The following is a 15,150-nucleotide window of genomic DNA, read 5'->3' on the forward strand; positions in this document are numbered from 1 at the left end:
AGGTATAATGAAAAAAATTGCATCGTTTTGTTCAGCAGCTGTGCTGATTGCATCGTCTTTTTTGCTGAATAACACCGTTCAGGCTCAGCAAATTCTGGATCGCGTTGTCGTCGTAGTGGATGACGGCGTGGTACTGCAGAGCCAAATTGACCAACTTATCCAACAGGTTAAAAACGGTCAAAACTTCAACGCAAGTAATGCACCTTCAGACGAAGTTTTGGAAACTCAGGCTATAGAGCGCCTGGTTCTGCAGGAAATTCAGTTGCAAATGGCTGACCGTATGGGTATCGAAATTGACGACAATCAGTTAGAGCAAGCCATTAACGAAATTGCGAATAATCAAGACCTGACAACCGCTGAACTTCGTGAAAATATGATCAGCAGCGGTATGAGTTGGGCGGCCTACCGCGAAAATATTCGTAACGAACTGGTTATCCAGCAAGTTCAGCGCGCCGCCGTACAGCAACGCGTGTCTATTACGCCGCAAGAAATTAACAACCTGGTGAAACTAATAGACAGTAACCAGGAAGTTCAGACCGAGTACCGTTTGGGACAAATTCTGATTTCTGCTGACTCAAACTCCTCACAGGCTGAGCTAGAAAAAGCCAAAGAGCGTGCTAACACCGTTCTGAGCTTACTCGATAAAGGCAACGACTTTTCTGACCTGGCGGTACGTTCGTCTTCAGGTTCTGCCGCCCTTGACGGCGGCGACATGGGCTGGATGACCGTTAACAGTATGCCGACCTTATTTGCTGAAGCTGTAGATGGGAAGTCTGTAGGTGACGTTGTTGGCCCAATCCGCAGCGGTATCGGCTTTCATATTTTGAAAGTACAGGACAAGCGCGGAGAGCAGACTGTCGAAGTTCAGGAAGTTAAAGCACGTCACATTCTGATCAAGCCTTCCGTTATTTTGTCGGACAACAAAGCAAAAGAAATGCTGGCTCAGTATCGTCAGCAAATAGCAAGTGGTGAGAAGACCTTTGAAGAACTGGCGCGCGAGCACTCGTCTGACCCCGGTTCAGCTTCTCGCGGTGGCGATTTAGGCTGGGCTCGTCCTGATAAATATGCGCCGGAGTTCAAGCAAAAAGTAGAAAACATTGAACAAGGCACAATAAGTGAACCGTTCAGCACACAGTTTGGCTGGCACATTGTTGAAGTGACCGATCGCAGAACGCTGGATGCAACCGAAGAAAATAAGCAAGAACGCGCATATCAAATGCTGTTTAGCCGTAAGTTCCGGGAAGAGCTCGATAACTGGCAGCAAGAAATTCGCGACCAAGCCTTTATCAGAAGAGTTGCTGAGTGAGTATACCAACCCTTGTATTCACACCGGGTGAGCCGGCAGGTATTGGCCCGGATTTGATTATAAAAATAGCACAGCAGCCCTGGTTGGCTGCTGTCGTTGTCTGTGCAGATAAGAATTTATTAAAACAACGTGCTGAGCAACTAGGTCTTCCTATTACTTTGCACAAGTACAAAAAGGGTGAAGAGCTACCGCAACATGAACCAGGCCACCTTTGGGTAGAGCATATTCCGGTGTGTGACGAAGTGACTCCGGGCGAATTATGCACTGCCAATGGTCATTATGTCGTTGATTGCCTGAAAAGAGCCTCTGACGGTAATCTTTCAGGCGAGTTTGATGCCATTGTTACAGGGCCTGTACATAAGGGTGTGATTAATCAAGCCGGCGTGGCGTTCTCAGGACATACTGAATTTTTAGCCCATGAAGCGAACTGCAACGATGTGGTTATGATGCTAGCCACAGAAGGCCTGCGCGTGGCTCTGGTCACGACTCATATTCCGCTGGCGTACGTGGCAAAAGCCGTTACCGCCGAGCGTCTGACAAACATTATTACCATACTGCATAACGACCTGACCAAGAAGTTCGGCGAGTCATCGCCCAAAATATTGGTTTGCGGATTAAACCCTCATGCGGGCGAATCGGGTCATTTAGGCCGGGAAGAGATAGAGATTATTACTCCTGCTCTGGAACAACTTAAACAGCAGGGCATGAACTTGCACGGCCCGTACCCCGCAGATACCATTTTTCAGCCAAAGTACCTTGAAGATGCCAGTGCGGTGGTTGCTATGTATCACGATCAGGGCCTTCCGGTATTAAAATATAAAGGTTTCGGTCAGGCGGTAAACATTACACTCGGGTTACCTTATATCCGAACCTCTGTTGATCATGGTACAGCGCTTGAGTTGGCCGGATCTGGCAAGATTAACGACGGTAGTTGCCGCCTGGCAATGCAAACCGCTATAGATATGGCAAGAGCAGCGTATTATGAATAAAAACCAAGGTGGGAGTAAGCACCAAAGCGGAAGTAAAACCCACTTGGGTCACCGGGCGCGTAAACGGTTTGGCCAAAACTTCCTGAATGACGAATACATTATTGAGCAAATTGTTGATGCTATTAACCCTCAACCGGGTGAAAACCTGATTGAAATTGGCCCGGGGTTAGCGGCATTAACTGAACCGACAGTAGATCGCAGTGGTCATTTAAAAGTTATCGAAATAGACCGTGACCTGGTTGAACGACTGCAGCATCACCCTTTTTTAAGTCCAAAACTGGAAGTGATTCAAGCTGACGCGTTAAGCATCGACTTTAGCCAGTTTGCCGAAGAGAGTCCGGCAAGGGTGTTCGGCAACCTGCCCTATAACATTTCTACGCCACTCATTTTTCATCTGTTAAAGTTTGCCGCCGATGTAAAAGACATGCACTTTATGCTGCAAAAAGAAGTGGTTGATCGCTTGGCAGCAGAGCCCGGCTCAAAGAGTTACGGCCGAATCAGCGTTGGCGTGCAACAAGCCTGCAAGGTCACTCCCGTGGTTGCAGTTCCGCCATCGGCGTTTACGCCGCCGCCGAAGGTAGAGTCGTCAGTAGTTCGGTTAGAACCCTACGCCGAAAGCCCTCATCCAGTTAAAGATAAAGCGCAACTTCATAGCTTATGTTTGACAGCCTTTAATCAACGCCGTAAAACAATAAGAAACAACCTTAAACAGTTGGTTCCTGCAGAGCAGCTCGAAGCCCTTGGCATTGACCCGGGCGCAAGACCGGAGACACTCTCTGTAGACGATTACTGCAGGATATCCGACTGGCTCACTGAACACTCGCTCACAAAACACGCGGAAAAGAATGACAGTCAGTAACATTACAGTAGAGGTTAAAACACAATATTTAGCGGCGCAGTCAAGCCCTGATGACGGACAATATGTGTTTTCTTACACCATCACCATAACCAATGAGTCCAGCCAGGTAGTGCAGCTACTTGCCCGCGAATGGCGCATTACCGATGCCGACAATAAGATTACCCGGGTGGCCGGTGATGGCGTTGTAGGACAACAGCCTAAGCTCGCTGCCGGTGAATCGTTCAGTTATACCAGCGGCACCGTTCTGGCTACGCCTATTGGCACTATGGAAGGCCATTACCTGATGATAGATGAACACGGCTCGCAGTTTAAAGCGCCGATTCCATCGTTCCGTCTGGCCATCCCTAATATTATTCATTAATTATGAACAATTACGTTGTCGGTGATATTCAGGGCTGCTTCCGCGAACTTGAAGCTCTGCTTACCCAGGTTAGCTTTAACCCTGCAGACGACTCTTTATGGTGTGTCGGTGATATTGTCGCGCGTGGCCCCGACTCGCGCGATGCGTTACGCTTTTTCTACGAAAACAGTAACTCAGTACACACCGTATTAGGTAATCACGATTTAAACTTAATGGCAGTGTTGCTGGGTTACCGGCAGCCTAACCCAAAAGACAAACTCAATGCGCTATTAGAAGACAGTGACCGCTATGACTGGTTAGAGTGGCTTCGCCACCAACCCTTGATGCATCAATTAAGCGGGCTGAATACAGTAATAGCTCACGCCGGTATTTACCCATGGTGGACAATCGAGCAAGCCAGCCAATGCGCGCAGGAAGTCACAAAAACTCTTACTGGCAATGAGTTTGAAAACTTTATGCAGCAATTATTTGGCAACTCCCCGATAAAATGGGACTCAAGTCTGCAAGGTTTTGACCGATACCGTTTTATAGTGAACGCGTTTACCCGAATGCGTTACTGTAACGCGAAAGGTGAACTGGATTTGTCTCAAAAAGATAATCCATATGAACGCTCGTCGCAGGATTCGTATATGCCATGGTTTAACTTTTGGCCAGAATCCGATAATCGAGTATTATTCGGGCATTGGGCTGCGCTAATGGGCGAGACCCGGCGCGAGGATGTGATAGCGCTGGATACTGGCTGTGTCTGGAGCCAGTACATGACGTTATATAGCGTTGAGAATAAAACCTTCTTTCACGAACCGGCTTTAACCGGAAAGTGATAACAAAAATTATGCAGTGCTGAGGAAAGTTACATGAAAATTACTGTTGCCATGCGAGTTATCGGTGGTTTTGCCATCATTACTTTGCTGTTACTCATCATTAGCTTAAGCTCGTTGTTTAATATCAACAGCATAGGTTCATCGGTTGATAAACTCAACGATGAAGCGGTACCGGCACTGAATCAAGTCTCGGCTATAAAAGTTGATATTCTCGAGCTGGGTACAGTTCAGTTAGAAACATTTTACGACGAAACTTTAGAGCAGGTTGAGGCTCACAAAAAAGAGTTCGACGAATCTAACGAGCTGCTTTTCTCCTCTCTTGAGAAACTCAAGGAGCTTATTCAGGGTAACGGTCAGAGCGGCCAGATTAACGAGCTGGAGAAAGACGCGCGCCAGTACATTAGTCTGATAGAGCGCCTCTTTAATCAGCACAGCGAATACTTGGAATTGCAAAATGTTACGGCTTCGCAGTTGGATGAAATTGCATTCAATATCGATGATGCTGCTATCATGCTGCTGGATACGATGGACGCCTCTAACAACGAAGTGATCTCCCGTGAAGCCAGTAATATCGAATCGTCACTGTCCAGTCTCATCACTTTAATGTATGACCTGAACAAAGCGAATAAATTAGACAGTGCTCAAATCATTCGCAGCGAAATCGATATTAACATTAACAGTATCCGCCCTCGCCTTAAAGCTTTAGACAACGAAGCAACAGGTGGCTCAGCAGCCATGGTCGATGATGCAATTGCAAAAGTTCGCGATGCGCTCGATAGCCTTCAGGGTTCAGGCTCCTATCCGGATAATGTCATTCGCCGCCAACAGCTTCGTGTGGACTCAAAAGACTCCCTGGATAAATCAGAAATTCAACTGAATAAACTGATGTCTGAGACTGATCGTCTGCAAGCTGCGGTTCGTGGAATAGCAGACAACACTCGTGTTTCAGTAACAGACTCTATTTCTACCAGTAGCTGGCTCAATAGCATCATCACCATTATTTCTATTGCTCTGGCTGTGCTTATTTCATGGTACACGGTACGTAGTATCAGCCGTCCATTGTCACGCGTTAACCACATGCTGAACATTATGGCGGATGGTAACTTAACCGAGCGTGTTGACTATAACGCTCAGGACGAATTTGGCGAGCTCGCCTCAAACACCAATAAATTGACCGGTAATTTACGTAAGCTGATTGAAGGTATTGCAAACCGAGCAACTCAGTTAGCTACAGCCGCTGAGCAGTCGTCCAACGTGTCCGACGAAACAACTAACTCCATTGACGAACAACGTCGTCAAATTGAGCAGGTTGCCACGGCAACCCAGGAGATGAACAGTACTGCCAGCGAAATGGCAGACGGTGCAGACCAAGCCTTAAGCGAAATTCAGCACTCAGATGATGAAGCAAAACGCGTTCGTCAAATTTCAGACAAGAACCGTGCGACTATCGAAAGCCTGGCAAAAGAAATTAAGGGCGCATCAGAAGTTATCGATCAGCTGTCAGAAAACAGTAAAAACATTGGTGGTATTCTGGATGTTATTCGCGGTATCGCCGACCAGACTAACTTGCTTGCACTAAACGCAGCCATTGAAGCGGCTCGCGCCGGTGAGCAAGGCCGAGGATTTGCGGTTGTCGCAGATGAGGTTCGTACTCTGGCCAGTCGCACTCAAGAGTCTACTGAAGAAATTCAGGACATGATTGAGAGCCTGCAGAATGACTCTCAGCGAGCAGTTACCGTAATGAACAAAGGCCGCGAGCAAGCTGAACTCAGTGTGCAGCAGTCCGATGAGGCAGCTCAGGCCCTTCAATCTATTACTGAGTCAGTGCATCAGGCATCTGACAGCAGTAATCATATTGCCAATGCGGCGAAAGAGCAAAGCAGTACAGCGCACGACATCAGTGAACGTCTCGAGTCTATTGTTTCCATTGCCGAACAAACAGCCTCTGGTTCCAAACAAACGGCTCAGGCCTCTAACGAAGTCGCGAAGCTGGCCGATGAACTTCAGGACTCAATTAAGAGCTTCAGAGTCTAAAATAAAACCTCTAAGATGTAGAAGCGAAAAAGGCGCCCTTGAAAGGCGCCTTTTACTATTTCACGGCTTTATTACCTCAACAGTTCCCGCTCTTATACCGTTAAACTAATTTTAGCGAAGCGACGTTTACCCACCTGATAAACTCCGGAATCCTTTTCTGTGCAAAGGTAACGCGAGTCACTGAATTTCTCGCCATCCACTTTAACGGCATTTTGTTTTATCATTCTTAACGCTTCGGAGGTGGATTCAACCAAGCCCGCTTCTTTTAGCACATTACTTATTGCCATTCCCTCCGTCCCAACTTGTACCGTCTTTTCCGGTATGTCGTCCGGTAAAGCGTTTTTCTGGAAGCGTCGAATAAAATCTTGTTCGGCTTTCTCTGCATCCTCTTCCGAGTGGAAACGAGCAATTATCTCTTTTGCGAGCAAAACTTTCACATCGCGCGGATTTTTTCCGTCGGTTACAGCGGCTTTTAATTCATCAATTTCGGTAATGGAACGGAAGCTGAGTAACTGGAAATAACGCCACATAAGCTCGTCTGACACCGACATGATTTTACCAAACATGTCATTCGCCGGTTCAGTAATTCCAATGTAGTTGTTTAATGACTTCGACATTTTCTGCACACCGTCCAGCCCTTCCAGCAACGGTGTCATAATGACAGTTTGTGGGCGCTGGCCTTCTTCTTTTTGCAGTTCACGGCCCATTAGCAGGTTAAAACGCTGGTCTGTTCCGCCCAGCTCAACGTCGGCTTTTAATTCAACCGAGTCCCAGCCCTGAACTAACGGGTACAAAAATTCATGAATGGCTATCGATTGATTGTTCTGATAGCGCTTTTTAAAGTCATCACGTTCTAACATACGGGCCACGGTCTGCCGTGCAGCCAGTTTAATCATGTCGGCCGCCCCCATTTTCGACATCCATTCAGAGTTAAAACGTATTTCGGTTTTTGCCGGGTCGAGAATTTTGAAAACCTGTTCTTTATAAGTTTCAGCGTTAGCAATAACCTGTTCGGTGGTCAGCGGCTTTCTGGTGACATTTTTGCCGGTAGGGTCACCTATCATGCCGGTGAAATCTCCTATCAGGAAAACCACTTTGTGGCCAAAATCCTGAAATACTCTCAGCTTATTAATTAAAACAGTGTGGCCCAAGTGTAAATCGGGTGCAGTTGGGTCAAAGCCAGCTTTCACTATCAGCGGCTTACCACTGGCTAACTTCTCAGCCAGTTCCTGCTCGAGCAAAACTTCTTCGGCACCGCGAGTAATCTCGGCAATAGCTTCCGCCACTTCGGTTTTCATCCTCATCTCCAACTGTAAAAACTTATAAACCAGCCATTTTACGCCATTATTACCACTGTTTTAAGCTCAATAATCTGGTATTCTTCTTTTTTTCGTATTATCCTCGAAACCATAAGGTTATTCCGTGGTCGTAAACAAGTGTGGTAACTCCCCTGTTTGCTGACAAATGTTGACTGGATAATCACAATAAAAAAGTGAAGTGCGCTAAAATATGACATTAAAACCTGTCACCAAAATTCAGCGGATGTTTATGGAACTTCCGCATTTTCATAAAATTCTGATCAGTGCGATCAGCGTTGCCCTCTTGCTGTTACTTATCATTCCGTCGGAACCTGCGACGGCATCTAAGAACAGTACTTCAGCAGAGCAGCTAATGCCGGGTAAACGTTATCAGCTCGATTTAGCTTTTGAGCAACCCAGCACAGATGAAAATACCGAAAACTCTGAGCTTACGTGGCAAACCTACCAGATTAAATCGGGTGACAGCTTAGCTAAAATATTTAGCAAAGTAGGCTTTAGTGCCCAGCAACTGTATCGCGTTACCGAGTCCGGCGATGAAGCCAAATACCTTCGTAAAGTTCATCCCGGCGACTTGCTTCGCTTTGCAACTGACAGCGACGGTAACCTGGTGCAGCTAGCGCACCAGATAAACGATACCGAAACGCTTATTATTACTCGCCAGAACGACAACTTTGTTGCTGAAATAGAAACTAAAAAAGTTGAAGTTCGTACTGAATTTACTCATGCTGTTATTGACTCTAGCTTCTGGAATGCCGGTATCGACTCGGGTCTGACTGACAACCAAATTATGCGCATTGCCAATATTTTTGGCTGGGATATCGACTTTGCTTTAGACCTGCGTAAAAACGACGAATTTAGCGTACTTTATGAAACGCACTATGTAGATGGCGAGTTTGTTGGCTACGGCAAAATTTTAGCGGCAGAGTTTGTAAACCGGGATGAGAACTTCCAGGCCATTCTTCATGACAATGGACAATATTATACGCCGAACGGTCGCGCCATGCGCAAAACCTTCCTGCGTTCACCGGTTAACTTTACTTACATAAGTTCAAGCTTTAATCCTCGTCGTCTGCACCCTGTTACGGGCCGGGTGCGCCCGCACAACGGTATAGATTACGCAGCGTCTACCGGCACGCCAGTAATGTCATCCGGTGACGGTAAAGTTGTTTCCGCAGGCTATAGCTCATTAAACGGCAACTTTATTTTTGTTCAGCACGGTGAGCGCTATGTGACTAAGTATTTGCACCTTAGCCGTAAACACGTGAAAAAAGGTGACCGTGTTAACCAGGGGCAAGTTATTGGCCGTGTCGGTGCTACAGGTCGGGTAACGGGGCCACACTTACACTATGAATTCCTCGTAGACGGTGTACATCGTAACCCTCGTACAGTGGAATTGCCGGAAGCTAAGTTGCTGGGCGAATCAGAGTTGCCTTCGTTCCGCCAACACGCGGATCAGGTCATGGCCATACTAAACGACAACAGACGCGTTTACCTGGCGATGCAGTAATGTTTCAGCGTTATATTGGACTGATGTCGGGCACCAGTATGGATGCGGTTGACGCGGCATTGGTCCAGATAGACGCGCAAGGCACACTTAAACTTGAAGCTCATCATTCACTGTCCTTTCCCCCGGAACTGCGCGCAGGCCTACTGGCTTTAAGCCATACTGATACCTGGCAGGCAGATGAGCTGGCCAGCTTAGATATCGCTTTTTCCGAGCTTTGCACCAAAGTGGTACGCCAACTTCTTGAACAGGCCGATATAACAGCAAAAAAAGTTACCGCTATTGCCAGTCACGGGCAAACCGTCCGACACAAACCCAATTCAATACCAGCCTACACCTGTCAAATTGGCGACCCTACACGGTTGGCTTTGGGTACGGGCATTGATGTTATTTACGATTTTCGTCGCAAAGACATTGCAGCAGGTGGCCAGGGTGCTCCATTAGTTCCTGCTTTTCATAAGCAAGTTTTTGCCCGTGAGAATCAAAGCATTGCAGTGATTAATTTAGGTGGTATTGCCAATGTCACCTGGCTTGGCCATAACGGCAACATACTGGGCTTTGATACAGGACCAGCCAACACCCTGCTCGACCAATGGGTTCAGTATAATAATTCAAATAAAAGCTTCGATGCGAACGCCCAGTTTGCGAGTGAAGGCAAGCTTCAGTCTGACCTGTTAAGGCGTTTATTGCAGCATCCGTTTTTTGCTAAGCCTGCTCCCAAAAGTACGGGTCGTGAGGAGTTCAACTTAAAATGGCTGCAACAACAATTGCCCGGGCAGGATATGTCCCCGGCTGATGTACAGCGCACTTTGACCGAACTTACCGCTATTAGCATCAAAGATGCACTGACAACCTTGCCACAACAGCCCGATACGGCTTATTTTTGTGGTGGAGGCATCAGAAATCCATTATTGATGGAGCGCTTAACTGAGCTCTTAGCGCCGATTCAATGCGAGACTACAGCAAGCTTAGGCGTTGACCCGCAATGGGTTGAGGCAATCGCTTTTGCCTGGTTAGGCTGGTGTTACGAGCATAAAAAACCGGGTAACCAGCCTGAAGTTACAGGAGCCAGTCACCCGGTGGTTTTAGGCGCTAAAGTCCTACATCAATAGCCGCGTTATTCAGCACCCAGTTCCTTAAAGGCATCCCGGGTCAGGTTTTCGTTACCATCAGTCCCAACGACGATACTGTCTTCAATACGCACACCGCCGTATGGACGCAGCTCATCAACTTTCTCCCAGTTAATATCTGTACTGTCTTTGTGCTCTTCCAGTAGCTGGTCTACCACGTATAAGCCCGGCTCAATAGTGAAGACGTGGCCAACTTCGATGTCTCGTAGTAAACGTAAAAACGGATGACGCTCACTGCGCTCGTAACTGTTGCCTTTATCATCTTTCAGGAAACCGCCAACATCATGTACCTGCAAACCGATAAAGTGGCCTAACCCGTGCGGCATAAAGGCACTGGTGTAACCTTTGTCGTAAATGCTTTGCGCATCACCTTTAATAAACTCAAAGTCAGTTAAAATTTGCGCGACTTTCAGATGCATAGATACATGCAGGTCGTAATAGCTCACACCGGGCTTAATCTCACTCAATAGCTCTTGCTGAGCTTTATTCATTGCTTCAACCAAGTCCGCATAGAAACCCTCTTCATAAGCGTATGAGCGAGTTATATCAGAGCAATAACCACGGTAGCGGGCGCCAGCATCAATTAAGAACGAACGAATTTGCTTAGGCGGAACGGTGTCGTATACGTCGTAATGCAAAATTGCCGAATGGCTGTTCAATGCAACGATGCTATTGTAAGGCACCTGTGACTCACGAAAATCGATAGCGCCCAGGTAAGCATGGTGTATTTCCAGCTCGCTTTTACCGGCAAAAAAAGCTTCTTTTGCTGCAACATGGGCTTTTGCCGCTAAGCGGTTGGCTTCGCGCAAATTGTCCACTTCCCATTGAGTTTTTATTGAGCGATGGAAATGCAGATGATCAATCAATGCCTGTGGGTTGCGAGCTTTCACTTTCCAGTCACTGACCGGCTGAGCAAAGTCTTCACCAATAAAGGCTGACTGTTCTAAGTCACTACCTAAATCTTCAGTCAGCATGCTTAAGTCGTCGATAATTTTTAAATCAACGTGCTGCTGCCATTCTTCTTCCGGCACGTTAACCGGAGCATGCCAGAAGTCCCGAGCCTGAAATAAGTAAACCGTAGGACGTTGGCTATCCTTACGATAAAAAATGGCACTTTTAGGGCTTTCTGTGACCGGAACCCAATATTTAAATAGCGGATTAACCCGGTACGGCGGCGCGTTATCGTCGAGAAAATCAACTCGTGGCTGGCCCGAGTAAACCAGTACCGATTCAAAATTGTTGTCTTCTAACGCTTTATCAAAGCGGCTACAAACTGTCTTGATGTGTTCTGCGTACGCGCTCATAAAAAAACCTCACAAAAAATTGTGAGGTTATTCTAGCGGAAAAGCCGAAAAATTTCAGCTGTTCCCGAGGGAAGGAACTAAAGCCTAAACGGAAAAGCTGGAACCACAGCCACAGGTTGTTGTGGCATTAGGGTTGTCGACAAAAAAGCGTGAGCCCTGCAGCCCTTCCTCGTAGCTGACCACGCCACCCATTAAATATTGTAAACTCATTGGATCAACCAGCAGGGTGACGCCGTTTTTTTCTATTTCCATATCACCCGGGTTTTTCTTTTCATCAAAGGTAAAGCCATATTGGAAGCCCGAACAACCGCCTCCGGTTACGTAAACACGCAACTTCAAGTTTGGGTTTTCTTCTTCAGCAATCAGCTTACCCACTTTGCTTGCCGCTTGTTCAGTGAACTCAATCGGCATTGCCTGCTCTGCTGCACTGCTCATGATTTCTCTACCTTGGTTGAACTCTACTGCTATTTTCTCTTACCTGAGTATTTTGGTCAAGTATCGCCGTCACTTCGCACACCGGGGTTAGCATCCCCCCGACTAATTTCTTTCCAGAAAAAGGTTCGGTCAAGCGTGCCGTTGCCGCCTTTGGTAATTCTGACTTTCACCTCTACCCGTTCAGGAACCAATCCTTCCGGCATAAAGAAGTCGCCCTCGTACAAGGAAAAATAGCGCATAGAAAAACTGCGATCGTCTTGCGCTATATTAGCAAGTTTCAGTAAATCATAACGTTTTTTCTTGCCATCGATACGGCCGACCAGTTCAACTGTTACATTGCCCTGAACAAAGTTGCGACGCTGCTCAATTTGTAAAACTGCCAGAGAGAAATGGAAATGATTTTCCGAACGGTTTTGAGTAACGGTTAAGGAGTCTATAGTAACGCCGCTTTCCTGTAACTCCGGCGCCATTATCTTTTGATAAAACGCTAAGTCACGGCGCAAACCATAATTATCATTCTGTAACGCGCTCAACTCGTCCTGCAAACTTTGGTTTGCCGAACGCTCAATGTCGAGCTCAACTTGCAGCACATGGCGTTGATACTCCATCTGCTCAAGTCGCTGATAAAGCTCCTCCAACTGCTGCGACTGCTTCGAAACTTCTTCTTTTAATGCCTTTGCATGCCACACACCAGCTAAGTAGGCCAGGTAAACAACCAAAACAGCAACACAGATCAACAACACAAATACCGGGAAGGATCCCCAGCGCTGTTGCCAGTATTTCAGGTTAAAATAGGGCTTCATAACTTCCAGCTCATTTCCATCAAGCGTTTATGCTGATATGTTATTGATAAATATGCAAGCTCATCCCACGGTTTAAGGTAAGGATCTTATTTTAAATGGCCTCTAACTCGGTATTCCGACAGCAACTGCGCAAACAGCTGGCGACCCCGTCGACCACTATCGCCATTTGTTTAATGGGTCTGACCGGCGGTATTCTCGCAGCACTGATGATTGCGGGTTTCCGTTTAGCGATTGAGCAAGGGGCTTACCTTGTCGGTAATGGTAGCTATTGGCAACAGCCTTTACCAACTACTTACCGCTTTTTACTCCCCATTATTGCCGCCGCCATTGTTTATATTCTTTTTCGGCTGTCGGGTTCTAAACACGTCCGAATGGGTATTCCCTACGTTATCCATCGTATGAAACAGCATTACGGCATGCTGCCCTGGCGTAGTACTGTGAACCAGTTTTTTGGCGGAATAATTGCGCTGGTTGCCGGTTTCAGTGTTGGTCGCGAAGGCCCGGCAGTTCATTTAGGCGCGGCGGCAGCTACCTGGCTTGGCTTTCATTTCGACGCCCCCAAAAACGCCATACGAACCCTTGCCGCCTGTGGTATCGCCGCGGCTATCGCTGCCTCTTTTAACACGCCGTTAGCCGCTATGGTTCTGGTAATGGAAGTGGTACTGCGGGAATACAAAGTTCACGTTTTTATACCCGTTATGCTGTCGGCGGTGGCCGGTTCGCTAATTACCGAAGAAATTTTTGGTGTCGCTTCTGAGCTGGCCGTACTCTCAGCCCAGGATATCCCGACCACACAATTGCCCTGGGTCATGCTATTGGGCGTTGTGCTGGGTTTTGTCGGAGTGCTGTTCAAAAAGCTCATGCTGGATGTCATGGAAACCGTACAAGACATGTCATTGCTCACCCGCTTGCTCTTTGCCGGACTTATAACGGCAATGCTGGCTGTCATCATTCCCAGCAGCTTAGGTCCGGGGCTTACAGCCATTGAGCAGGTATTGAATCATCAGGGTGAAATGTCGCTGCTGACCACCTTACTTATAGCTAAGCTGTTTGCCTCAGCTATTGCTTTGGGCATGGGTATACCCGGCGGTTTAATTGGTGCCGTGTTTGGTATCGGAGCCATTATCGCTGCGGTATTTGTCGGTGCAGTTAATGGGCTGGATATTCAACAGCCATTGTCTTTCGACAGCTTCATTTTATTGGGAATGGCCGGCATTTTAGCGGCTTGTATTCACGCACCAATGGCGGCTCTGCTCGCTATTGTCGAGTTGTCTCGCAGTGTGGAAATAATTATTCCCGCTATGCTAGTGATTGTGCCTGCTTACTTGATATCCAGTCAGTTACTGAAGTCAAAGTCCATTTTCATCGCCCAGCTAGATTTGCAGGGTTTGCCTTACCAGCTGGCTCCGGTACATGTCGCGTTACAAAAAACCGGTGTTGAAAACGTTATGGAAACGGACTTCAAATTGTTGCTTGAACCCACTCAGAACGAACTGGTTGACTCACTTGAATCTGCGCAGGCGAAAACCGTTATTGTCATGTCGGTCGATGAAGATAATCAGGCACTTTATCGCCTGGTGACTTATGATATCAACGCCGGTGACAGTCCCAGCCTGAGCTACACTCCTATTAAAGGCGTTCGGGTGACATCGACTCTGGCCGAAGTGTATGATGAAATTGGATCTAAGCGCCGGGGCGCCGTGTACATTTATGAGACCGATGATGGCCAGCCCTGTGGTATTGTTACATGGGAACTTGTTCGTAAAGCCCTACAGAGAGAACTCGCATGACATGGATACTTTGGGTTAAAGCCCTGCACATTGCCTTTATGGTGGCCTGGTTCGCGGGCATCTTTTACTTACCGCGTTTATTTGTTTATCACGCAATGAACGCCAAGCCAGCCGTGGATGAGCAACTCTGCATAATGGAAAGGCGTTTACTGTATTTTGTCACCCCCTTCGCCATTCTTACCCTCATTTTCGGTGTCGTGCTTATTTTTGCCTACGGTTCAGCGTGGTTTGCTGCCAGTGGCTGGATGCACACTAAACTGGTACTGGTGTTGCTACTTTTTTTGTATCACGGTTACTGTTTTAAACTATTGAAGGACTTTAAAACCGGTACCAATCGACGCAGCCATCGGTTTTACCGAGTCTTTAACGAGCTGCCGGTACTGGCACTTTTCGCTATTATCATTTTAGCGGTTGTTAAGCCTTATTAGATTCTCTTGTGCCGCATGATTTGCTATAGTGTGCGCCCAGTGACATTCTGCGGCAGAGGCGCACCCA

General features: G+C 47.2%; 14 protein-coding genes. 10 read left to right on the forward strand and 4 right to left on the reverse strand.

Annotated features, from left to right (window positions below):
* Positions 1–7 precede the first annotated feature (7 nt).
* From surA to U0358_RS11490, 6 genes are read left to right on the forward strand one after another with little or no spacing between them, the layout of a single operon-like run.
* Positions 8–1,306: a peptidylprolyl isomerase SurA gene (gene surA, locus U0358_RS11465; protein WP_317497477.1), complete on the forward strand. Its 1,299-nt coding sequence runs from the start codon at positions 8–10 to the stop codon at positions 1,304–1,306.
* Positions 1,303–2,295, forward strand: a complete 993-nt coding sequence (pdxA, locus tag U0358_RS11470; protein WP_317497478.1) for a 4-hydroxythreonine-4-phosphate dehydrogenase PdxA — start codon at positions 1,303–1,305, stop codon at positions 2,293–2,295. The genes surA and pdxA overlap by 4 nt, the downstream gene beginning before the upstream one ends.
* Positions 2,288–3,154 carry a 16S rRNA (adenine(1518)-N(6)/adenine(1519)-N(6))-dimethyltransferase RsmA gene (gene rsmA / locus U0358_RS11475; protein ID WP_322406364.1) on the forward strand — a complete coding sequence of 289 codons (867 nt, stop codon included), beginning with the start codon at positions 2,288–2,290 and terminating at the stop codon, positions 3,152–3,154. Before pdxA ends, rsmA begins: the two co-directional genes overlap by 8 nt.
* On the forward strand, positions 3,141–3,515 hold the full coding sequence (gene apaG / locus U0358_RS11480; RefSeq protein ID WP_317497480.1) for a Co2+/Mg2+ efflux facilitator ApaG/CorD: 375 nt from the start codon (positions 3,141–3,143) through the stop codon (positions 3,513–3,515). Before rsmA ends, apaG begins: the two co-directional genes overlap by 14 nt.
* Positions 3,516–3,517: 2 nt before the next feature.
* On the forward strand, positions 3,518–4,336 hold the full coding sequence (locus U0358_RS11485) for a symmetrical bis(5'-nucleosyl)-tetraphosphatase (protein WP_322406365.1): 819 nt from the start codon (positions 3,518–3,520) through the stop codon (positions 4,334–4,336).
* Positions 4,337–4,369: 33 nt separating this feature from the next.
* Positions 4,370–6,370 carry a methyl-accepting chemotaxis protein gene (locus U0358_RS11490; protein ID WP_317497483.1) on the forward strand — a complete coding sequence of 667 codons (2,001 nt, stop codon included), beginning with the start codon at positions 4,370–4,372 and terminating at the stop codon, positions 6,368–6,370.
* A gap of 92 nt (positions 6,371–6,462) precedes the next feature.
* Here U0358_RS11490 and tyrS read toward each other — a convergent pair whose 3' ends face one another.
* On the reverse strand, positions 6,463–7,668 hold the full coding sequence (gene tyrS / locus U0358_RS11495; protein ID WP_322406366.1) for a tyrosine--tRNA ligase: 1,206 nt from the start codon (positions 7,666–7,668) through the stop codon (positions 6,463–6,465).
* Between the two features lie 235 nt (positions 7,669–7,903).
* Here tyrS and U0358_RS11500 point away from each other — a divergent pair, with 235 nt between their 5' ends.
* Together U0358_RS11500 and U0358_RS11505 are read left to right on the forward strand one after the other, a co-directional pair.
* Entirely contained in the window at positions 7,904–9,196 is a 1,293-nt protein-coding gene (locus U0358_RS11500; protein WP_416183004.1) for an OapA family protein, read from the forward strand.
* Positions 9,196–10,305 carry an anhydro-N-acetylmuramic acid kinase gene (locus U0358_RS11505; protein WP_322406368.1) on the forward strand — a complete coding sequence of 370 codons (1,110 nt, stop codon included), beginning with the start codon at positions 9,196–9,198 and terminating at the stop codon, positions 10,303–10,305. The genes U0358_RS11500 and U0358_RS11505 overlap by 1 nt, the downstream gene beginning before the upstream one ends.
* A 5-nt stretch (positions 10,306–10,310) precedes the next feature.
* Here U0358_RS11505 and pepQ read toward each other — a convergent pair whose 3' ends face one another.
* The 3 genes from pepQ to U0358_RS11520 form a co-directional block, all read right to left on the reverse strand.
* Positions 10,311–11,627 (reverse strand): Xaa-Pro dipeptidase, encoded by a 1,317-nt coding sequence (gene pepQ, locus U0358_RS11510; protein ID WP_322406369.1) that lies wholly within the window; start codon positions 11,625–11,627, stop codon positions 10,311–10,313.
* Between the two features lie 84 nt (positions 11,628–11,711).
* Positions 11,712–12,062, reverse strand: a complete 351-nt coding sequence (erpA, locus tag U0358_RS11515) for an iron-sulfur cluster insertion protein ErpA (RefSeq protein WP_011235467.1) — start codon at positions 12,060–12,062, stop codon at positions 11,712–11,714.
* Positions 12,063–12,118: 56 nt separating this feature from the next.
* Complete coding sequence (locus tag U0358_RS11520) at positions 12,119–12,865, reverse strand: DUF6776 family protein (protein WP_317497489.1); 747 nt, start codon at positions 12,863–12,865, stop codon at positions 12,119–12,121.
* A 95-nt stretch (positions 12,866–12,960) separates the two neighbouring features.
* On the opposite strand from U0358_RS11520, the gene U0358_RS11525 reads away from it, so the two are divergent.
* The gene (locus tag U0358_RS11525) at positions 12,961–14,655 is read left to right on the forward strand and encodes a chloride channel protein (RefSeq protein ID WP_317497490.1); all 1,695 of its coding nucleotides are present in this window, start codon (positions 12,961–12,963) and stop codon (positions 14,653–14,655) included.
* Positions 14,652–15,083 (forward strand): protoporphyrinogen oxidase HemJ, encoded by a 432-nt coding sequence (gene hemJ, locus U0358_RS11530; protein WP_317497491.1) that lies wholly within the window; start codon positions 14,652–14,654, stop codon positions 15,081–15,083. Before U0358_RS11525 ends, hemJ begins: the two co-directional genes overlap by 4 nt.
* Positions 15,084–15,150 lie beyond the last annotated feature (67 nt).

This window comes from Idiomarina sp. PL1-037 (assembly GCF_034422975.1).
GTDB lineage: Bacteria > Pseudomonadota > Gammaproteobacteria > Enterobacterales > Alteromonadaceae > Idiomarina.